We start from the raw sequence: 18,744 nt of genomic DNA, 5'->3' as shown, positions 1-18,744 counted from the left end.
CCCTTTTTGTTGGAGGAGACAGCGATGACCAAGGCTTTTTTCGACCACCCCTATCTGTCCGGGCATCATGAACCCGTGCGGTTTGAAGCGAGCGCGCCGGACTTGATCGTCGATGGCGAGATCCCTTCCGATCTTTCAGGGGTATTCTACCGCAACGGGCCCGAGCCGCTCTATCCGACGCGTGAAGGTGACTATCACTGGTTTGATGGCGACGGCATGGTCTATGCTTTTCACATCGCTGACGGCCGCGTCTCGATGACAAACAGGTGGGTGCGAACGGAAAAATTCGAACTTGAAAAAGCCGCTGGCAAGCGACTTTTTGGTATGTTCGGCAATCCTATGACCTCCGATCCCAGCGTTCAGGGCAAGACCTACAATACCGCCAATACCAACATCATCCTTCATGGTGGCAAATTGTTGGCGTTGATGGAGGGTGCGCGCCCTGTCGTGATGGGACCACATGATCTCGGAACCATCGGCGAACATGACTATGGCGGCAAGATCGCGACAACCTTTTCGGCGCATCCCAAGGTTGATTATGCGACAGGCGAGTTAATCAACATCGGGGCGATGATTAACGGCTATATGGGCCCTGCCGAGCTGCAATATACGATCACGACCCGCGAAGGCGTGGTGCGGCATGCGGTGAACATTCCTGTCCCGCATATGGCGCTGGTACATACCTTTTTCCTGACTGAAAACTGGGTCGTCTTTCCGATCATCCCAATCGATTCCGACCTGCAGCGGTTCATGAAGGGTGGACCGATGACCGCTTGGAATAATGGTCGCCCAACCAAGTTGGCGATCATGCCGCGCGAAGGCAGCGCCGAAGATGTGCGCTGGTTCGAATTCGACCCACGCCACATGTTCCACGAACTTAATGTCTGGGAAGAAAATGGTAGGATATTTGCCGATGTTGCAGCCGCGAACGGCACCGCGCTTTTCCCCGACCAGGACGGCAACAGGCTGACCCATGGCGACACCCAGCAATCGTTGAGACGTTGGACAATCGATATTGCGTCGGCGTCTATGAAGGAAGAGGTTCTGAACGATCGCGATATCCAGTTTCCGCGCCCGGATGACCGGCTGATGACGCGGAAAACCCGTCATAGTTTCGCGAACATCAACCTCAAGTCGCGTGACGGCCGGGTTGAAGGGATGGACGCTGTGCTGCGGTTCGATACCGAGAGCGGTCACGAGGACTTTTATCATTTCGGCGCAGGATCGGCCGCAGGCGAACTGGTTTTCGCACCACGTATCGGGGCAACCGACGAAGCTGACGGCTATGCGATGAGCATCGTGCACCGCGCAAACGCACCGGCGAGTGAACTGGCGATTTTTGCTGCAAAGGATATCGCTGCAGGCCCTTTGGCGACGGTACGTATCCCGTTCCGTGTGCCTTCGGGTTTTCACTGCAATTATTATTCTGCGGATAACCCGCTTTACCAAGAGGCTATGTAATGACCCAAACCCGCCAATGGCAACTAAATGGCCACCCCCGTGGACGGCCGATCGCCGACGATGATTTGAAGCTGGTGACGACAGATTTGCCGGCACCGGGGCCCGGACAGATGCTGCTCAAGACGCTCTACATGGGGTTTGATCCCGCGCAAAAGGGCTGGATGGAAAATGTTGCCGACTATGTCGCTCCTATGGCGATCGGTGATGTGATGCGCGGATCATCGATCATGGAGGTCGTCCAAAGCAATGCCGGCCGCTTCCCAGTTGGCAGCGTGGTCGCCGGAACCTCAGTCTGGTCGGAATATGTGGTGCACAATGGCGAAGGGCTGAACATATGTGAGCCCGGACTGCCGCCCACAGCAATGCTGTCGATCCTTGGCACTACCGGCATGACTGCCTGGTGTGGCCTCTTCAAAATTGGGCAGCCGGTCGCTGGCGATGTTGTGCTGGTATCGGGTGCTGCAGGCGCGACCGGATCAGTGGTTGGGCAACTTGCCAAGATTGCCGGCTGCACGGCGATCGGCATTGCTGGCGGTGCCGAAAAATGTGCCTGGTTGACGCAAGAGGCAGGATATGACCACGCCATAGACTATAAGGCAGGACCAATCCGTGACCAGATTAAGGCGCTTGCGCCCAATGGCGTCAATGTCATCTTTGACAATGTCGGAGGTTCGATCTTGAACGACATGCTCAGCCAGATAGCAACCCATGCGCGCGTGGTGATTTGCGGTGGGATCAGCCGCTATGAAACCGGCACCTTGCCGGCTGGGCCAGAAAATTATTTCAACCTCGTTTTCCGCCGGGCACGGATGGAAGGCTTCATCGTAATTGACTGGATGAATGAGTTTCCCGGCATTCGGAAACGGATGGTCAGCCTCATCAATGACGGTCGGTTGAAATATCGGGAGGATGTCCAAAACGGTTTCGAAAATGCCCCCGCAACCCTGCAGCGCCTGTTTGTCGGCGCAAATAGAGGCAAGCAATTGCTCAAGCTGTGACCTTCTCCCTCCCCGTAAAGGGGAGGGGAAGATTTACTGCTTTTCCATTTTCAAGCCGCCCTCGGGCAGAACCATCCAGTCCTGCGCGCTATCGGTCCAAAAGTGCATTTGCGGGTTCAATCCCGAATGGTCGTCGAGTGTGCCTGCCTTGACGACGCGGACGCCCTGCGCCTCCATCCCAGGAATGTCGCTGATGACAGGCGACCCGCAATTCGGGCAGAATTTGCGGAACACGGTTCCGCCGCTATCGCCATGATCTTCATAGGTCTTTAGATCACCGGTGATTTTCAGTCCCGCAGCCGGCACCATTGCAAGAATCGAGATCGAGGATCCGGCCTGCTTTTGGCAATTGGCACATTGGCAGGTAGCTACCGAGAGGGGCGGCCAAGCCGTTGTATAGCGCACTGCGCCGCAAAGGCAGCCGCCGCTCCGGGTCTGTTGGTCGTCGTCTGCCATCAGTGCGGCCCGCCCGCGCCGGCCATGGCTGATGCGACCGCCGCACCGATTTCTTCAGGGCGGGGATTGCGGCGCAACGTCAGTCCGCCGTTCACCTGAAAGTTCTGCCCACTCATAAAACACTCATCGCTGCACACCCAAAGCGCGGCGCGCGCGATATCTTCGGACGTGTTGAGGCGGCCGAGCGGATATTCCTTGGTAAATGCATTGGCGAGCCCAGGCGTCGCAAAGGCGCCGGCGGTCATCGGGCTTTCGGTAAAGCCAGGCGAAATGATATTCGCGCGGATGCCCTGCGGGCCATATTGGTTTGCGATACAGCGGATCATTGCCTCGCTGCCTGCCTTCGTCCCAATGTAAGCGGCATGATCGTCGATTATGCATTGCGTGGTTGCCGATGAAATCTGGATCAGCGACCCGCCATCGACCATCGCACGCACAAATGCGCTCAAGAAATAATGCACGCCTTTGAATTGCAGCGCGACCATCTGCTCAAGTTCTTCGTCAGTGACGTCATGCAGCCCCTTCATCAGACCCCAGCCGGTCGCATTCACTGCAATGTCAACCTTGCCATGGCGTTCGACAGTGGTGGCGGCGAGTGCTTCAACATCAGCTTTGCTGGTGATGTCGCATGTCAGCCAGTCACCGGCGATGCTGCCGGAAAAACGCTGCAGTTCGTCCTGATGACGCCCGGCGACAACAACCTTGGCGCCTGCATCGGCAAATGCACGCGCAATGTGCTGGCCCATATTGTCACGCCCGGCAGCGCCCAGCACAACGGCAACTTTTTTGGATAGATTGGCCATAATTTTCAATCCTTTGCGGTCAGGAATGTTGCGGTGGCCTTGCCATCGGGACCGTAGACCGGTTCTTGCAGGTCACAACGATATTTGCGGGTATTGGCATTCAGGATCGAATAACCCGCCAAGTGCCCGAGCATGCCGAGATAGGCTTCGCCTTCAAGATGTTCCTGCAATTCCTCAGCGCTGTCCCATTCCTCGAAAACATGCACTCGGCCCGCATCGTGGGGGTCTGCGGTCCATGCATAATGGCGACATCCTGGCTCGGCGAGCGCCATGTCGATCAGTGCCTTGGCACCGGCGAGTGCTGGCTCGCGGTTTTCGGGGGGGAAATCAACCTCGCCCGCAATCACTATTGTCATGTTCTCAACCCTTCAAAAAATTAAAGTTTCTTTCTTGGAACCGCCATTGGCCGTCGATACGGCGATAGCGGTCATCATAGCGGCCGACGGGACGCGATATCGAACCATCCGCACTTTCAAGAATCTCGTGCGTGTAGACGGTGCCCTGGGCCTGATCGCCGTCAACAGACAGCGCTCCCATTTGCGCAAAAAAGGCAACAAAGGTGAAATTCGTCATTGCACCGTCCCAAAGCGCCACGATCGCATCCCGGCCTTCCACCTGCTGGCCCATCAAATGCCAATGCGCATCTTGCGCCCAATTCGATCCCCAATCGGCCGCGTCGCGACGGAACACAGCGTCGCAATAGCTGTCGTTCAGCGCCCGGATGGCGATTTGGTCCTCCAACGGTCCTGTAAATGCCATGTCTGTCTCTCCCCTTGCTGATATGAGGCTATGGGGAAAGCGTCCGGGCCGAAACTATCAAAACCGCTGTGCCCCATCATTTTTGCTCATTCAGAAGCAGGATCGCATCAGGCATATTGATGGGGTCATTGGAGCGAAGGAGAGACGATATGGAACTGGGCCTTGCTGGTAAAAAAGTCATCATGAACGGCGGCGCGCACGGTATTGGCCTTGAAACCGTCAAACTGTTCACCGCCGAGGGTGCCGATGTTGCCTTTTTCTCGCGCGATCAAGGGCGAATCGATGCCGCGCTCGAAGCTGTTGCCGGAAACAAGGGTACGGCCCATGGCACTGCTTTTGATATGAATGGCAATCCAGAAGGCTACAAAGCCTGGCTTGCGGATGCAGCGGAAAAGCTGGGCGGATGCGACATTTTCATACACACCGCAAGCTCGTCGGGCATGGGGGCCACGCAGGATTGGCACAAAGGTTTTGAAATTGACATCATGGGCGCGGTGCTCGGCCTCGAGGCGCTTGAAGGCGCGTTGGAGGCTTCGGGTAACGGTTCGATTATCTTCATGTCGTCGACCGCAGCGGTCGAGACTTTCATCATGCCGCAAGCATTCAATGCCCTGAAAGCCGCGTTGATCACTTATGCCTCGCAGCTCAGCCAATCGCTTGCGCCCAAGGGCATTCGCGTCAACACCGTTACGCCGGGTCCGATTGAGTATCCCACGGGCAACTGGGAAATGATCAAAGGTGCGATGCCAGATTTTTACAATGGCACAGTGGCACAAATGCCGATGGGCCGATTGGGCGCACCGGACGAAGTTGCACGTGCGATTGTATTTCTAGCCAGCTCTGCATCGAGTTACACAAGCGGGGTCAATCTTGTTGTCGACGGTGGCTTTACCAAAAGGGTGCAGTTCTGATGCGGCTTTACCAGTCGGTGGGCCCCAATCCTCGCATGGCAGCTATGTTTATTGCCGAAAAGGGTATCACTATCGAGCGGATCTTCCTCGATATACTGGCAGGTGAGAACCGCCAGGACGATTTCCTTGCCAAAAACCCGCGCGGCGGATCGCCATGCTTGGAACTGGACGACGGCAGCTTTCTTGATGAATCGGTCGCGATTTGTGAATATCTTGAAGAGCGGTTTTCTTCTCCGCCGTTGATTGGCAGCAACGGCGAAGAGCGGGCTCAGACTCGGGCGGCAATCCGCTGGGTTGACCAGCAAATCGTTGTTCCGATGACGAATGGCTTTCGCAGCGCCGAAGGTCTGCCCATGTTCCAGCCGCGGATGCTTTGCGTGCCCGAAGCGTCAGACGGGAACAAGGCTTATGCCCGTGATGGTCTTGAAAAGGCTGATATCCGGTTGGCCGGCCAGGATTATCTTTGTGGCAACCGTTTCACTCTGGCAGATATATTGCTGTTTTCTTTTGTTGAATTTGGCGGGACGGTGGGACAGCCGATCCCCGAAGGTTGCAACAATTTGAAGGCGTGGCAGGCACGGGTCGCAAGCCGACCGAGCGCGGAAATTTCCGCTAACCCCAAAAACGGTCTTTGAGAGGGTCAATCGATGGACAGGGATACACTGCTCGACATCTATACGCGCACTATGCGGTGCGCCCGGTCGGACGAGAAGTTTCGTTCGCTGATCATCAGTGGAAAGCTGGCAACGCTCTATTACACTTATCGCGGGCAGGAACTTGTCACTGCGGCGATGATGGCGGCGCTCAACACTGACGATTATCTCGTGACGACGTACCGCGGCCAGCACGACCAAATCGCCAAGGGTGTGCCTTTTGATCTGCTCTATGCCGAGATTGCGGGACGGGCGACGGGGACCTGCAAGGGCAAGGGCGGTTCAATGCACATCACTCATCCGGCGACGGGTGTGATGGTGACTACCGGCGTCGTAGGATCAGGCCTGCCTATCGCCAATGGCCTTGCGCTGGCATCGCAAAATCGCGGTGACGGCAAGGTCACGGTCTGTTGCTTCGGCGATGGCGCGACCAATATCGGTGCCTTCCATGAAGCTCTGAACATGGCTCAGCTTTACAAGCTGCCAGTGATCTTTTTCTGCCAAAACAATCGCTATGGCGAGCATACAGCCTTTGCCGACCATACCAAGGTCGACACTATTGTCACCCGCGCTGGCTCCTACGGGATGAAGGGGATTAAGGTTGACGGTAATGATGCTGAAGCGATGCATGCCGCCGCTGTGGAGGCGGTCGAACATGCGCGCTCGGGCAAGGGACCGGTGCTGCTGGAAGCTATGTGCTACCGGATGATGGGGCACTTTTTCGGCGCAGATTTTTCCTACATGCCCAAGGAACATCTCGCCGAGATGGCCGCAGAAGACCCGCTACCAAAGCTGCGTAAGTTGATGCTCGACCACCAGTTCACCGAAGCCGAATTGGACGCCATTGTGGGGCAGATAGAGGCTGAACTCGATGCGGCGGCGGAGTTTGCGTTCAACAGCCCGTTCCCGGGAGCCGATGAATTGAGGATCGACGTGTTTGAAGAGGAGATCGCGGCATGACCGGTAAAATAGCACTTGGTCAGGCGATCAATCGCGCAATTGACGAGGCCATGGCCGAAGATGAAGGCGTGATCCTGCTGGGAGAGGATGTCGCGGCCAAACAGGGCGGCGGCGTATTCAAGATTTCAGCTGGCCTCACTGAAAAATATGGCGAGCACCGCATCCGTGCCACGCCGATTTCCGAACAGGCCATCATGGGGGCGTGTGTGGGTGCGGCGCTAGCTGGCTTCCGCCCGATTGCCGAAATCATGCTGATGAATTTCGTGACGGTCTGCATGGACCAGATCGTCAACCATGCCGCGAAGCTGCGCTTCATGTCTGGCGGGCAGACCAATGTTCCGCTGGTGCTCCGCACCACGACCGGCGTCGGTGTCGGTTTTGGCGGGCAGCATAGCGACATGCTGGAAGCTTGGTTCGCGCATGTACCGGGCCTCAAAATCGTCACGCCGTCGAATGCGGCGGATGCGCAGGGGCTGATGCGCGCAGCAATTGCCTGCAACGACCCGGTGATCTTCATCGAGAATATTCTCTGTTATGGCCTGCAGTCGGATGATCCTGGCCCCAATCATGTCGTTCCGCTCGGCAAGGCTGCCGTCGCGAACGAGGGCAGTGATTGTTCGATCATTACCTATGGCCGTACTGTCCTTGATGCACTTGAAGTTGCAGGCCAGATGGCTGAAGAGGGTGTGTCAGTCGAAGTTATCGACCTGCGCACCATCGCACCTTTTGACGAGGAAACGGTGTTGGCATCGGTCCGCAAGACTGGGCGTGCAGTGGTTTTGCACGAAGCAGTCAAGTCATATGGGACCGGCGCAGAAGTTTCCGCACGGATCAACGAAGCGCTGTTCGGCCAATTGAAGGCACCGGTGCAGCGGATCGGTGGCGCCTTTTCTGCCGTGCCAATGGCCAATGTTTTGGAACAGGCTTGGATCCCGACCAAGGATGGCATCAAAGATGCCATCCGTACGGCGATGAGCTGGAAAGTTTAGGCAGATGACAACCGAGATACGGATCCCCAAGATTGGCATGTCTGCGACCGAAATGACGCTGTCCGAATGGATGTTCGAAGATGGAGAGCAAGTGCAGGTCGGTGACGTGATCTATACAATCGAAACCGACAAGACCACGACCGAGGTGGAAGCGCAGGTCGCGGGCGTGCTCCGGGTGTTGGCACCTGAGGGCGAGGCTTATCCGGTAGGTACATTGGTCGCGACCATCGAATAGCCGGTGTCTCCGCTTGAAGCCTCGCGGTTGATGTATGCCCATGTTCAGCAGGGCGATTGGGATATTGTCGAAAACTTCTTTACCGACGACTTCTTAATCTATGAGCCGCCAAGCCTTCCATATGGCGGCGAGTGGCATGGTAAAGACGCGCTACGCAGGCTCCACGCCCATGTCATGGCCTATTGGGAAGCACCGAAAGTTGAGTGGATCGATTTGCTGGGCAGCGAAACATACACGGTCGCTTTGCTCCACTTCAGCATGACTTCAAGGGCGAGCGGTGAGCGGTTCAGCCAGCATGTCACCGAAGTGACCCGTTTCAACTCCGATGGCAAGATGACCGAAATGCGGATCCATTATTTCGATGCGGGCGAGGTTGCGCGCATTGCCGGGCCAGATATGAAATCGATCTAGAGCGACTGTCCATCGTCGACCGTAAAGGCGGCACCGGTGACAAATCGCGATGCATCCGAGCAAAGATAGAGCAGCATCGGGTCGAGCGCGTCGATCTCCATCACCCGTCGCCTCGGAAAGCGCTGCACCTGACGTGCGCCGCCTTCGGTTGCGAACCAGTCCTGGTTGATGCCGGTTACGATATAGCCGGGTAAGATGCTGTTTACGTTGATACCTTTGCTAGCCCATTCGCGGGCCAGCACCTTACCCATTTGCAGGACCGCCGCTTTGGATGCGGAATAGGGGGCAAGGCCAGGTTCAATCGCTTGGGCGGTGATCGACGAGACAATGACAATCCGGCCATGCTGCCGTTCCTTCGCGCCATTGGCCATCATACGCCGTGCGCTTTCCTGCACGGTCAGGAAAACGCCACGCAGGTTAACCGACATTACCCGATCGAATTCCTCGGGCTCGAGGTCGAAAAAGGGGGTATGCGCATCCATTCCGGCATTGGCGATCACGCTGTCTACAGCCCCAAAGGCCGCTTCTGCCGCGTCAAATGCTGATACGGTCGAATCCTTGTCGGCAACATCCATAGCAACCGAGATGGCCCTTCCGCCTTGTGCCGTTATTTCGGCGACGATGCCGTCAAGCAATTCGGTTCGCCGCGCCGCCAGCACAACATTCGCGCCCGCGGCTGCCGCCACCTTGGCAAAATGCGCGCCGATGCCAGATGAGGCACCGGTAATGAGAACGGTTCGATTTCCGAGGGTGAGTTCCACAGGCTGGGGCTTTCGTTCTGAAAACGCCCCCTCGTCGAGGGGGCGCTGGAAGGGTGACGCCGCGCCTTACATCAAGCAACAGTAAGCCGCGAGGCCACGGCCTGCTACAATCCGAACTGGCCCAGCAAAAGCAGTTTCACGCCGCATTGCGGCGAATGAGGGCCTTTTCAACTATTTCGGCAATTCGCCGCTCAGATATTTGTCCATCGTCTGGTGGAAATGCCGGATGCGGCTTTCCTGATAATGACCAAGTTCAATTGCCTTGTTTTTCGACGCCTTCATCCCAGTCTGCACATAGGGAAGATTTTCCATGTCTTGATCGAATACGCCGGCCAAGGCTCCACCGATCAGGTCGCTTGCTGCGGCGAAAGGTTCGCCGTCCGGCACCATGAACATAGGAGCTGTCTTAGGAGGCTTTTCGCCCTTGGGTGTACGCAGCAAGATGCGTACTTCCATCAGGCAATGGTCTGCATCGTGCCAAGGGCGCCAACGGTAGACAATGTTCGGCACCATCCCGCCCCAAGGCGACCAGTTGGGGAAGATGTTATAGGTCAGATTGTCGAGCATCTCGCTGTCGGTATAGCTCGAATAATCATGCCCATTCTGGTTGGCGAAGGATTCCCGATTGCCTTCGGCCAACAATTTGCGCGCAAGCCAAGGGTCTTCCGGATCGAAACCGCGCAAGTCCTGACTCGCTTCGACGCCGCCGCGCCGCGATCGGGCATCACCTGCAGCGCCGGTAAAGTCGGCAAGCGATTGGATCACATACATCTGATCTTTGCCCTTCAAATGCGGGGAAAGCGCCGCCGATGCCGTGATCGCCCGGTTCATATGGTCGCCATATAGGTCGTACCGAGTGTTGGCATCGGCGGTGAAGCCGAGGATCTGCGGGTGGGTGACGACGCTATGCCACGCCTCCATGAAGGCTTCAGCGACGGCCTTCCAGTTTGCCGGAACGACCTTGCCGACCCATGCGCCAGTGTAGCATTCTTCAAGCCGCCAATTGTCATAATGTTCGACGCCAGGCCCGATCCACTCACGGAACGGCGGCAGGTCGTGATTTTCGCTGATCAGGATAAAGCCCTGCCAGCTTTCGACCTTCAGTTCGGGAAGCGATAGGTCCTTTTCTTCCAGGTGCTTGAAATCCCAGTTGCACGGAATTTCTTTCAGGCTGCCGTCATTATGCCAAGTAAAGCCATGGAACGGGCAGCGAAGCTGGATCGAAGGGCCGCTTTCGGTACGCAGTTTGCGACCGCGATGCAGGCAGACATTGTAGAATGCCCGGACTGATCCATCCTTTTGCCGCACAAGCAGGAAGCTCTTGTCACCCAATTCATAAACTACGCTGTCGCCGGGTTCGGGCATGTCTTCTTCGCGTGCAGCGAATTGCCATATGTTCGGCCATATTTTCTCGTCTTCGAGTGCCTTGAACGCTGGCGAGGTATAGCGGTCGGTCGATAGAGCGTCGTTATCAAGGTCTTGGGTGGATTCGAGTAGCAGATAATCGGGTGCTCGTCGCGTATCCGCATTCAGCATATCGGTATAGCTTGGTCCCGGGCAGCGGGCGTCGGCGATTTTAGGGTCTCTGTCGGCCATGGTGCAGCTTCCTCAGTTTATAGGCATGCCGATTGCCTCGGCAATATGGATTTGGACGGACTGAACGGCGCTTTCATTCGATCCGAGAATGACGTGAAAGTCATCGGGCGCCGCCAGCAAATTTGCATATCCCGCGGATGCCACGCGATAATCTTCGGTCTGCACCACCATCGCAGTGCCATCATAGGCCATTTCGCACATCGCGCGCTGCGCCTCGCTTTCGACGCCGAAGGGAGCATAGACCGCAAACTGGCAGCGGGTCTTGCCAACTCCATCGGGGAAGAGGCGGAACACTTGGGTGAAGAACTTGCCGGGTTCGATCGAACCAAAGAAAATCACCGTGTTGGGAAACAGGAAGTGGACACCGCCATAATCGGTTTCAGGCCATTCCGCTTCGGGCGTGCCGATCAGTTTTCCGATGCTGTTATCGGGAAAACCGATGCGATGGTGCCGCCCGTACCGGTCGACCGAGGCGACATCGTTATAATGGGTCTGGCCGATGGTTGTGTTGTGGAGTGCCGAGAAGTGATAACCTTCGGAATAGGTATCGAGCGCGAACTTCCAATTTGAATCGGCGGTCAAAATACCTTTCTTGACCGGACGCGCGCGATGCAGCTCTAACGCCGAGAGAAGGTCGGCAAAGCCGCCGAGATGCGCTGCAGCATCTATCGGGTCGCCACCTCCGGCCCGGACGAAGATCAGGCCGAGATGTTCTGTGCACGGGATTTCAAGCAGGTTGCGCGCGCCAATCTCGCAGCCTTCAAAGCTGGTTTTCGACGGTTGACCGATAAGCTTTCCTGCTGAATCAAAGGTCCAAGCATGGAAGGGACAGGTGACCCGTGACCGGTGCCCCGACCATGGCTCGTTTTCCTCCACCAGTTTCGCTCCGCGATGGGTGCACATGTTGCGGAAAGCCCGCACAATGCCGTCTTTCCCACGCTGGACGATGATCGAGGGACCAGCGGCATCAAATACCAGCAAATCGCCCGGTTCGTGAATGTCACCGGAAAGACCAGCCACAACGGGCTGTGCCAGAAAAAGCTTTTGGCGCTCGGCTTCAAACCTTTCCTCGTCGATATAGACACCCTTGTGCAGGGGCAGCGGGCCTGCCGCCCGATCGGTTTCCTTCGCGGCGACCAGCTCCACCATGCGGCGCAGGCCATTGCGGGCCATTTCGCGCCTGCGCGTTTGCCAGTCGACGGCGATTTCGGGATCGCGGTCGCTCATTCCTCTTAAAACTCCCAGTGTCTCTCTGTATGACATCATGCCACTGTCGGTCGACCGTGCAAGCTGTCGCATTGGATAGGAGGGTGACGTTTTGAAAGGCCTAGCTGCCATCGGACCGGTGATGCAAATCGCCTTTGTTCCCGAAGATTTCGACGCTGCGATTACATACTGGACGGAGGTGATGGGCGTGGGCCCTTTCTTCCTGATTGAAAATATTCATCTTCCCGACAGTCGCTATCTGGGAGAACCCAATCATTGCATCTTTTCAATTGCTCTGGCCTATTGGGGCGATGTCCAAATCGAACTAATCCGGCAGGAAAACGATGCGCCCAGCATCTATCGCGGAGCAAAAGGGCAGGGGATGCACCATGTCTGCGTATTGACAGATGACATCGCAACGGCACGGAAGTTGTCGGAAGACGTCGGGGCACAAGTTTTAGTTGAGGGGCGCGTCGATCCGGACGGAGCAGTCCTTTATGTCGATAGCGGTGGCGGGCCCGGCACGATCGTTGAAATATTGCAGCCGGCAAGCGGCAGCGAGGGACTGTTTGCGATGATCAAGGCGGCTTCAGAGGGCTGGGACGGAAGTGATCCTGTTCGCAGGTTGGGATAAGGAGGGGTTATGGGACTGCAAGGTAAGGTGGCGCTGATTACGGGCGGAACTTCTGGGATCGGTGCCGGAACGGTGCGTCACTTCCGCCGAGAAGGAGCAGAGGTTGTCTTTACAGGCTCCAACGAGTCTGCAGCGCGCATAATATGTGCTGAAACCGGCGCGCACTTCGTTCCCCAGCGGGTCGAGGATCCGGACAGTTGGCCTTCGGTCATGGATTTCATTACACAAACATTCGGGCGCTTGGACATCGCCTTTGCCAATGCGGGCACCGAAAAAGGGGATGGCGATATTGAGCATGTCAGCTTTGAAGGTTGGCAATCGATCCTTGCAGTGAACTTGACCGGCGTGATGCTCACCGTGCAGCATGCCGTGCGGTTGATGCGCACCAACCCTGATGGGCCCAAGGGTTCAATCATCCTCAATTCGTCAATGAATGCGCAGCGACCGCTCGGAAATTACGTTGCATATTCAACTACTAAGGGCGCCCTTATCGCTCTTGCTAAATCCACTGCGGTACATTGTGCGCAGTCTAAAACAGCCATAAGATGCAATTCAATTCATCCCGGTGTTGTCGAAACCGAGATGATCCGTGCCGTCATTGATTCCACACCCGATCCGGCGGCGGCTCGCGCACAGTTTGAATCGATGGCGCCGATGGGGCGCATGGCGCAGGTGGATGAAGTCGCAGCGCTTGTTGCCTATCTTGGATCAGACGAAGCAGCGTTCATCTCAGGCAGCGAGTTTGCCATTGATGGTGCAACCAACGCTGGCATGATGGGGGTCTGACGGGAGCCGATTTAGGCCGCAGCCCCCAGATAACCCAGTTGCCCGGCCTTGAACACAGCCTGGCTGCGGTTGACGGCGTTCAATTTCTCGCCGGCGCGCTGCACATGATAGCGCACCGTTGCATGGCTCAGTTCAAGGATCATGCTGATCTCGCGGTCGGTCTTGCCAATGGCGGCGAAGCGCAGACATTCGACCTCGCGTTTTGACAGACGACAGTCGGACGGGATCCATTTCTGTGTCTTTGCTATCATCGCGTAGCTGGCAAGATACCGGCGTGCCAGAGCTGCCAACAGTTCGCCTTTTTCGGCAAATTGTGCAGAGAGGTCGCGCCAGCCATAATCAACCGGCGTGAAGCTGGCTGCGGCGATCTGACCAAAGGATAGATGGACCGGCACAACGATTGCTGAGGGTGCCAGTACGAATTTCTTGAAATCGGAAAAACTCAGCGCATCGAGATATTTGTTGGGAAATGATGTCCGCGCGCCATCTTCGTTGCACCAAAAGGCTTCGCTTTCGTAGCGACAGGCCCGGGGCAATGGTGACACAAGTGCAAGACGCCGGTCTTCCCACCAGCGTTCGCCTTCCTTGTTCCAACCGAAGACATCTGAATTCATCACCCCACCATTTGCATCCGTCAACTGGTCGGGGGAAGCGATGTCGGGTGTCACCGCAACGCGGAAGGCATGCTGCTGTGCAACGGTGTTCAAAGCCATTGAGGCCGGACGGATATCTTTCAGCTCACGTATAGTGACACTGTCGAGCAGGTCATTTGGCCAGCGCATTTTACTCTCCGGAAGGCAGGTCAAGGCCTGCCCTCTCTCTCTCCGATTCCGATGCTATCAGATCGAACGCTGCTGTGAATACGATTTTTTTCTAAAGCCCGAGAACCTGCTTGGCGATGATCGTTTTCTGCACCTCGTCGGATCCACCGAAAATCGTCCAAGCTCGGCCGTTGAGCCAGGTCGGCATTGCCAGTTGGGCCTCGCGTCCACCGACAGGCTCGGGCGCTTCATTGCCATAAAGCGGGCGGCTGGTGGGCAATTGCAGACCGTCATATCCGAACATGTCTACCGTGATCGTGTTGATCGCCTGCCGCAGGTTTGATGCTGTGAGCTTCATCAGCGAGGTTTGCGGACCTGCAGGACGTCCCTTGGCCAGTTCGGAGAGGATCCTGAGTTCGGTGACTTCAAATGCCTCGGTTTCGAGCCGCAGCCGCGCTAGACGTTGCATCAGAGCGACGTCATGATTCATCGCGCCATTGACACCCGAGGGCTGGCGCTTCGCATATTGTTCGACCCGTTCGATTTCGGCGAGCAATGACGGTGCCGCGCATGATCCTCCCCGTTCATTTTCGAGTAGATATTTTGCGATGGTCCATCCCTGGCCTTCGTCACCAATCAGGTTTTCGACGCCGGTTTCGGCATTGTCGAAAAAGGTCGCGTTGACTTCATGGTCGTTGGCGATGGTGACGATCGGGGTTACGCTAACGCCGGGTTGGTCCATCGGAACCAAAAGGAAGCTAATTCCCTCCTGTTTTTTCGCGTCCGGGTTGGTCCGGACCAGCGCAAATATCCAGTTGGCGTGGTGTGCGTGGGTGGTCCAGATTTTGGAGCCATTGACGATGTATTTATCGCCCTGCCGTTCGGCCCGGGTCTTAAGCGACGCTAGGTCTGAGCCTGCACCTGGTTCCGAATAGCCCTGGCACCAATAATCTTCTCCAGAAAGGATTCGCGGCAGGAATTGGGCCTTTTGTGCGGGCGTGCCGAACTTGCAAATGACCGGGCCAACCAGTTTCAGGCCGAGAACGGGCAGGGCCGGGGCGCCTGCCAAAGCGCATTCTTTTTCAAAGATGTATTTCTGCGTGGGTGTGAATCCGGGACCGCCATCCTCTTCGGGCCACAAGGTCGCCAGCCATCCTTTCTCATTCAGGATCGCTTGCCATTCGCGCGTGATGTCAGGTTCTACAAACACGCTGGGGGTGGCAAAGGCGCCTTCGCGCAATCGGCTGTTCAACTTGTCATCCAAGAAGGCGCGGACCTCCTCGCGAAAAACGAGGTCTTCAGCGCTGAAACTCATGTCCATCAGTCAATTTCCCCCATCGCCCAGCAGATACCGCGGCGCAATGTTTCGTAATATACCGGATAGTTCCAGCCGCATCGTTCGGGATGCTCCCAGAAAGGCATCAGTTCAATCACATCATAATGGCTACGGCAATGCCCTAGCGTATTGTAAAGCACTGCGCCTTTGCTGTGTTGACGTAGGTAAAGGATCGGTACCACGACATTGTCATAATCCGCTTCGACGAAACCGGTCGCTTCGCCATCGAAGCGGGTTTGCATCAATATCTGGATCGGCGCCTTGGTCTTTGTGATATACAGTTCGTCGATCACATCGAAATCTTCGAGGCCTTTGGTCAAGGCGTGGGTTCGGTCACTGATTTCGACGCGGAACGGCCCGATCGGAGGATGTGCCTTAAACTGGGTGCCGAGTACTTCCATCAGATCGTCCCGTTCTTCCGGGCAATCGACGCCGCCTTCGACAAAACGCAGGATCGAATTGGTGCCGTGTAGCGCGAGCCAGCGCCCACCCTTGTCAAGAAACGCCTTGATTGCTGTGACTTCTTCAGGGGTTGGCAGGACATCGCATGTGTAGGTCACGAGGAACTGGCAAGCTGAGAGCCGTTCGGTGTTGCTGTAATCCATCGCAACGGTGGTTCGGATGTTTTGATGCTCGGCCAGCAACTTCAGCACTTCAAGCCGCGCGAAATCGATATCATGATATTTGCCTGCAGCAACAAAATGTGCGTCGATACGTCCCATATGCATCAAGCCCTGATAGTGCCGCCGCCATCGACGGTGAAATCGACGCCAGTGGTAAAGCTCGCTTCATCGGAAGCTAGGAATAGACAGGCGCGCGCAACTTCTTCGGCTTCGCCGACCCGGCCCATTGGATGGTTTGCTGCGAAAATTGCTTCCCCTTCTTCAACGCTTGGAAACAAGGTAAGATAGCGTTCGAACATCGGCGTGCGGATCGCGCCGGGATGGACCGTATTCACCCGGATCGGATATCCCTTTTCTGCGCAATGAAGTGCTACGCACTTGCTCATAGCTGTTACCGCCGCTTTGGTGGCGCAATAGGCAATGAAGCCGGCGCCGACGCGCAACGCCAGCATCGATCCAATGTTGATAATCGCACCGCTTTCGCCGCTGGCTGCCATCGCTGGAAGTGCTGCGCGGCAGCCGTAAAATGTGCCGTTGAGGTTGATCGCCAGCGTACGGTTCCAACTGTCGAGCGGGACATCCTCCACACTTCCCGGCTCCGAAATGCCGGCGACGTTGAAGAGATGCGTGATCTTCCCGAAACGCGCGGTGGTTGCGGCAACGGCTGCATCCCACTGGTCGAGTTGCGCGACATCGAGCGAGGTGCTCGCTGCAGCATTACCAAGGGACTGGGCGTGGGCTGCAGCCTTTTCGGACTGGATGTCAGCCAGCATCACGCTGCCTCCTGCCGCGACGAATTGCCGTCCTATGTCTCCGCCAATCCCCTCGGCCCCGCCGCTGATCAACGCGACTTTCCCCTGCATATTCGGCATCTCAGCACTCCATGATTGTAACAGCAGATACGCCCGGCGCGCCATAAACATGCGTGTAGGCAGTTTTCGGTGCGCCAGACACCTGACGCGCGCCGCCATGTCCGCGTAATTGGACGACATTTTCGTAAACTTGCCGCAGCCCGGATGCACCGATCGGTTCGCCGCAGGCAAGGCAGCCACCATCGGTATTGACCGGAAGCTTTCCGTTCAATTTGGTCCTACCCTCGGCGAACCATTTTTCTTGTTCGCCATCCTTGCAGAAGCCATTCTCTGCCATGTGCATAATCTCTGCACCGCTTTCGGTATCCTGCAATTGGGCGACGTCGATATCTTCGGGGCCAATGCCCGCTTTTTCAAAGGCTGCTCTCGAGGCGAGAACGGTCGGCGATACTCCGCGGTCAATATCGAGCGATGGAGCAAAGACCTCGAATGATCCGGGCGGGCGCGTGCGCATCACCGACGTTTTCAGCCGGATGACGGGTTTGCCCAGTTCGCGGGCCTTTTTCTCTGTTCCCAGGATCAATGACACCGCACCTTCTGCGGGCGAGCAGAACATATATTTTGTCAACGGATCGTTGACCATCGGTGCATTTAGGATCGTATCGAGATCAACTGGGGAACGGCGCCAGGCATGTTCGCATTTGGAGCCATTTTCGAACGCCTTTTCGGCAACCAGCCCTAATGTGCGCTGGGAAATTCCGTGCAGCGACATATAACGCTGGAGTTTCAGAGCGAAGAATTGGGTGGTTAGCATCAACCCGGCCTCGCCATACCAGTCTGGCAAACCATATTCCGACGGCTTGGCATTGAAGGCACCGCGATCATGCTTGTCAAAGCCAACGGCCATGCCGACGTCATATTCGCCGCTGGCGATCGCGCCATAAACCGAAGCCAGTGATGATCCGCCCGTTGCGCAGCCATTAGCCACGTTGATGATCGGAACGCCGGTAAGGCCGAGTTCGTTCACCATAACGTCGGCCGCACCGGCTGAACTGGATCCGCCATATGCGATTTCTATGTCCGACCAATCCAGCCCTGCATCGGATAGCGCCTGCTTGACCGCGAAAACGCCTTGGTCACGGCCACTACGCCCTTCGGTTCGGCCGAATGGGTGAATGCCGATGCCGATGATGCAGACGTCGCTCATGCGCTTTCCTTTGGGGCAAAGGCGAAGCACGCGCGCTCGCCGTCAAAATCCTCAATTACCAGTTCCATGTCCATGCCGATCCTCAGGCCTGTAATCGAAGTGAGCCTGCTTTCGACAATCACCTGACCCGGCAATTCGACATAGCCGACACCAAAGGGACGGAACGGCTGCGGCCCTGCATAAGGGGCCTTGGGTTCAAACCCTTGGATGGTCCAGGACCAGAGCTTGCCGGTCCGCGAGAGGAGCACGGCATCATAGGCCGAGGCAGCGTCACCGGTTGGCATCGGGAAAATGATTTTGCCATCGCTTTTGCGCTGGCCGCCAATTAGCCGCGGTTCGGGCTCGTCGATCCAAAGACCATCGGAAAGCGGTTTGAGGCCCGTCAT

General features: G+C 56.6%; 23 protein-coding genes. 10 read left to right on the top strand and 13 right to left on the bottom strand.

Annotated features, from left to right (window positions below):
* The first annotated feature begins 24 nt into the window (after window positions 1-24).
* The gene (locus RSE16_10915) at window positions 25-1,461 is read left to right on the top strand and encodes a carotenoid oxygenase family protein (GenBank protein ID WRH75214.1); all 1,437 of its coding nucleotides are present in this window, start codon (window positions 25-27) and stop codon (window positions 1,459-1,461) included.
* The gene (locus RSE16_10910; GenBank protein WRH75213.1) at window positions 1,461-2,459 is read left to right on the top strand and encodes an NADP-dependent oxidoreductase; all 999 of its coding nucleotides are present in this window, start codon (window positions 1,461-1,463) and stop codon (window positions 2,457-2,459) included. The genes RSE16_10915 and RSE16_10910 overlap by 1 nt, the downstream gene beginning before the upstream one ends.
* Window positions 2,460-2,492: 33 nt before the next feature.
* On the opposite strand, the gene RSE16_10905 is transcribed toward RSE16_10910, so the two are convergent.
* From RSE16_10905 to RSE16_10890, 4 genes are read right to left on the bottom strand one after another with little or no spacing between them, the layout of a single operon-like run.
* The gene (locus tag RSE16_10905; protein ID WRH75212.1) at window positions 2,493-2,915 is read right to left on the bottom strand and encodes a GFA family protein; all 423 of its coding nucleotides are present in this window, start codon (window positions 2,913-2,915) and stop codon (window positions 2,493-2,495) included.
* Complete coding sequence (locus RSE16_10900; protein ID WRH75211.1) at window positions 2,915-3,718, bottom strand: SDR family oxidoreductase; 804 nt, start codon at window positions 3,716-3,718, stop codon at window positions 2,915-2,917. The genes RSE16_10905 and RSE16_10900 overlap by 1 nt, the downstream gene beginning before the upstream one ends.
* A 5-nt stretch (window positions 3,719-3,723) precedes the next feature.
* Window positions 3,724-4,074: an antibiotic biosynthesis monooxygenase gene (locus RSE16_10895; protein WRH75210.1), complete on the bottom strand. Its 351-nt coding sequence runs from the start codon at window positions 4,072-4,074 to the stop codon at window positions 3,724-3,726.
* Window positions 4,075-4,078: 4 nt separating this feature from the next.
* Window positions 4,079-4,477 (bottom strand): nuclear transport factor 2 family protein, encoded by a 399-nt coding sequence (locus RSE16_10890; protein ID WRH75209.1) that lies wholly within the window; start codon window positions 4,475-4,477, stop codon window positions 4,079-4,081.
* A gap of 149 nt (window positions 4,478-4,626) precedes the next feature.
* Here RSE16_10890 and RSE16_10885 point away from each other — a divergent pair, with 149 nt between their 5' ends.
* The 6 genes from RSE16_10885 to RSE16_10860 are packed head-to-tail and all read left to right on the top strand — an operon-like array spanning window position 4,627 to window position 8,636.
* The gene (locus tag RSE16_10885) at window positions 4,627-5,388 is read left to right on the top strand and encodes an SDR family oxidoreductase (protein ID WRH75208.1); all 762 of its coding nucleotides are present in this window, start codon (window positions 4,627-4,629) and stop codon (window positions 5,386-5,388) included.
* Window positions 5,388-6,023, top strand: a complete 636-nt coding sequence (locus RSE16_10880) for a glutathione S-transferase family protein (GenBank protein ID WRH75207.1) — start codon at window positions 5,388-5,390, stop codon at window positions 6,021-6,023. The genes RSE16_10885 and RSE16_10880 overlap by 1 nt, the downstream gene beginning before the upstream one ends.
* A gap of 12 nt (window positions 6,024-6,035) precedes the next feature.
* Window positions 6,036-7,001 carry a thiamine pyrophosphate-dependent dehydrogenase E1 component subunit alpha gene (locus tag RSE16_10875; protein WRH75206.1) on the top strand — a complete coding sequence of 322 codons (966 nt, stop codon included), beginning with the start codon at window positions 6,036-6,038 and terminating at the stop codon, window positions 6,999-7,001.
* Window positions 6,998-7,990 (top strand): alpha-ketoacid dehydrogenase subunit beta, encoded by a 993-nt coding sequence (locus tag RSE16_10870; GenBank protein ID WRH75205.1) that lies wholly within the window; start codon window positions 6,998-7,000, stop codon window positions 7,988-7,990. Before RSE16_10875 ends, RSE16_10870 begins: the two co-directional genes overlap by 4 nt.
* 4 nt (window positions 7,991-7,994) lie before the next feature.
* A complete protein-coding gene (locus RSE16_10865; protein WRH75204.1) occupies window positions 7,995-8,225 on the top strand; it encodes a lipoyl domain-containing protein in 231 nt (76 codons plus the stop codon).
* Window positions 8,226-8,228: 3 nt separating this feature from the next.
* Entirely contained in the window at window positions 8,229-8,636 is a 408-nt protein-coding gene (locus RSE16_10860) for a nuclear transport factor 2 family protein (GenBank protein WRH75203.1), read from the top strand.
* On the opposite strand, the gene RSE16_10855 is transcribed toward RSE16_10860, so the two are convergent.
* The 3 genes from RSE16_10855 to RSE16_10845 all read right to left on the bottom strand — a co-directional run bounded on the left by RSE16_10855 (window position 8,633) and on the right by RSE16_10845 (window position 12,220).
* On the bottom strand, window positions 8,633-9,397 hold the full coding sequence (locus RSE16_10855) for an SDR family oxidoreductase (protein WRH75202.1): 765 nt from the start codon (window positions 9,395-9,397) through the stop codon (window positions 8,633-8,635). The two genes, RSE16_10860 and RSE16_10855, sit on opposite strands and share 4 nt — an antisense overlap.
* A gap of 171 nt (window positions 9,398-9,568) precedes the next feature.
* On the bottom strand, window positions 9,569-10,993 hold the full coding sequence (locus RSE16_10850) for an aromatic ring-hydroxylating dioxygenase subunit alpha (protein WRH75201.1): 1,425 nt from the start codon (window positions 10,991-10,993) through the stop codon (window positions 9,569-9,571).
* Between the two features lie 12 nt (window positions 10,994-11,005).
* Window positions 11,006-12,220: an SRPBCC family protein gene (locus tag RSE16_10845; protein ID WRH75200.1), complete on the bottom strand. Its 1,215-nt coding sequence runs from the start codon at window positions 12,218-12,220 to the stop codon at window positions 11,006-11,008.
* 91 nt (window positions 12,221-12,311) lie between these two features.
* Here RSE16_10845 and RSE16_10840 point away from each other — a divergent pair, with 91 nt between their 5' ends.
* The gene (locus tag RSE16_10840; GenBank protein WRH75199.1) at window positions 12,312-12,833 is read left to right on the top strand and encodes a VOC family protein; all 522 of its coding nucleotides are present in this window, start codon (window positions 12,312-12,314) and stop codon (window positions 12,831-12,833) included.
* Between the two features lie 9 nt (window positions 12,834-12,842).
* Window positions 12,843-13,619: an SDR family oxidoreductase gene (locus RSE16_10835; GenBank protein ID WRH75198.1), complete on the top strand. Its 777-nt coding sequence runs from the start codon at window positions 12,843-12,845 to the stop codon at window positions 13,617-13,619.
* 11 nt (window positions 13,620-13,630) lie between these two features.
* On the opposite strand, the gene RSE16_10830 is transcribed toward RSE16_10835, so the two are convergent.
* From RSE16_10830 to RSE16_10805, 6 genes are all read right to left on the bottom strand, one after another.
* The gene (locus tag RSE16_10830) at window positions 13,631-14,401 is read right to left on the bottom strand and encodes a helix-turn-helix transcriptional regulator (GenBank protein WRH75197.1); all 771 of its coding nucleotides are present in this window, start codon (window positions 14,399-14,401) and stop codon (window positions 13,631-13,633) included.
* A 91-nt stretch (window positions 14,402-14,492) separates the two neighbouring features.
* On the bottom strand, window positions 14,493-15,701 hold the full coding sequence (locus RSE16_10825; GenBank protein ID WRH75196.1) for an acyl-CoA dehydrogenase family protein: 1,209 nt from the start codon (window positions 15,699-15,701) through the stop codon (window positions 14,493-14,495).
* On the bottom strand, window positions 15,701-16,438 hold the full coding sequence (locus RSE16_10820) for a ThuA domain-containing protein (GenBank protein WRH75195.1): 738 nt from the start codon (window positions 16,436-16,438) through the stop codon (window positions 15,701-15,703). Before RSE16_10820 ends, RSE16_10825 begins: the two co-directional genes overlap by 1 nt.
* Before the next feature lie 5 nt (window positions 16,439-16,443).
* Window positions 16,444-17,211: an SDR family oxidoreductase gene (locus tag RSE16_10815; protein ID WRH75194.1), complete on the bottom strand. Its 768-nt coding sequence runs from the start codon at window positions 17,209-17,211 to the stop codon at window positions 16,444-16,446.
* Window position 17,212: 1 nt separating this feature from the next.
* Window positions 17,213-18,358: a thiolase family protein gene (locus tag RSE16_10810; protein ID WRH75193.1), complete on the bottom strand. Its 1,146-nt coding sequence runs from the start codon at window positions 18,356-18,358 to the stop codon at window positions 17,213-17,215.
* Entirely contained in the window at window positions 18,355-18,744 is a 390-nt protein-coding gene (locus RSE16_10805; protein WRH75192.1) for an OB-fold domain-containing protein, read from the bottom strand. Before RSE16_10805 ends, RSE16_10810 begins: the two co-directional genes overlap by 4 nt.

Origin of the sequence: Sphingobium sp. (genome assembly GCA_035196065.1) — a bacterium.
GTDB classification, from domain to species: Bacteria; Pseudomonadota; Alphaproteobacteria; order Sphingomonadales; family Sphingomonadaceae; genus Sphingorhabdus_B; species Sphingorhabdus_B rara.
The sequence above is the reverse complement of the archived record's forward strand: the minus strand, read 5'-3'. Positions and strand labels throughout refer to the sequence as shown.

What these genes read in the sequence shown, in the direction of transcription:
- RSE16_10880 (WRH75207.1), top strand. Translation starts at nt 5,388, where the DNA reads ATGCGGCTTTACCAGTCGGTGGGCCCCAATCCTCGCATGGCAGCTATG.
- RSE16_10820 (WRH75195.1), bottom strand. Translation starts at nt 16,438, where the DNA reads ATGGGACGTATCGACGCACATTTTGTTGCTGCAGGCAAATATCATGAT.
- RSE16_10825 (WRH75196.1), bottom strand. Translation starts at nt 15,701, where the DNA reads ATGGACATGAGTTTCAGCGCTGAAGACCTCGTTTTTCGCGAGGAGGTC.
- RSE16_10910 (WRH75213.1), top strand. Translation starts at nt 1,461, where the DNA reads ATGACCCAAACCCGCCAATGGCAACTAAATGGCCACCCCCGTGGACGG.
- RSE16_10815 (WRH75194.1), bottom strand. Translation starts at nt 17,211, where the DNA reads ATGCCGAATATGCAGGGGAAAGTCGCGTTGATCAGCGGCGGGGCCGAG.
- RSE16_10810 (WRH75193.1), bottom strand. Translation starts at nt 18,358, where the DNA reads ATGAGCGACGTCTGCATCATCGGCATCGGCATTCACCCATTCGGCCGA.
- RSE16_10915 (WRH75214.1), top strand. Translation starts at nt 25, where the DNA reads ATGACCAAGGCTTTTTTCGACCACCCCTATCTGTCCGGGCATCATGAA.
- RSE16_10835 (WRH75198.1), top strand. Translation starts at nt 12,843, where the DNA reads ATGGGACTGCAAGGTAAGGTGGCGCTGATTACGGGCGGAACTTCTGGG.
- RSE16_10900 (WRH75211.1), bottom strand. Translation starts at nt 3,718, where the DNA reads ATGGCCAATCTATCCAAAAAAGTTGCCGTTGTGCTGGGCGCTGCCGGG.
- RSE16_10905 (WRH75212.1), bottom strand. Translation starts at nt 2,915, where the DNA reads ATGGCAGACGACGACCAACAGACCCGGAGCGGCGGCTGCCTTTGCGGC.
- RSE16_10895 (WRH75210.1), bottom strand. Translation starts at nt 4,074, where the DNA reads ATGACAATAGTGATTGCGGGCGAGGTTGATTTCCCCCCCGAAAACCGC.
- RSE16_10850 (WRH75201.1), bottom strand. Translation starts at nt 10,993, where the DNA reads ATGGCCGACAGAGACCCTAAAATCGCCGACGCCCGCTGCCCGGGACCA.
- RSE16_10865 (WRH75204.1), top strand. Translation starts at nt 7,995, where the DNA reads ATGACAACCGAGATACGGATCCCCAAGATTGGCATGTCTGCGACCGAA.
- RSE16_10875 (WRH75206.1), top strand. Translation starts at nt 6,036, where the DNA reads ATGGACAGGGATACACTGCTCGACATCTATACGCGCACTATGCGGTGC.
- RSE16_10805 (WRH75192.1), bottom strand. Translation starts at nt 18,744, where the DNA reads ATGACGGGCCTCAAACCGCTTTCCGATGGTCTTTGGATCGACGAGCCC.
- RSE16_10890 (WRH75209.1), bottom strand. Translation starts at nt 4,477, where the DNA reads ATGGCATTTACAGGACCGTTGGAGGACCAAATCGCCATCCGGGCGCTG.
- RSE16_10870 (WRH75205.1), top strand. Translation starts at nt 6,998, where the DNA reads ATGACCGGTAAAATAGCACTTGGTCAGGCGATCAATCGCGCAATTGAC.
- RSE16_10885 (WRH75208.1), top strand. Translation starts at nt 4,627, where the DNA reads ATGGAACTGGGCCTTGCTGGTAAAAAAGTCATCATGAACGGCGGCGCG.
- RSE16_10830 (WRH75197.1), bottom strand. Translation starts at nt 14,401, where the DNA reads ATGCGCTGGCCAAATGACCTGCTCGACAGTGTCACTATACGTGAGCTG.
- RSE16_10845 (WRH75200.1), bottom strand. Translation starts at nt 12,220, where the DNA reads ATGAGCGACCGCGATCCCGAAATCGCCGTCGACTGGCAAACGCGCAGG.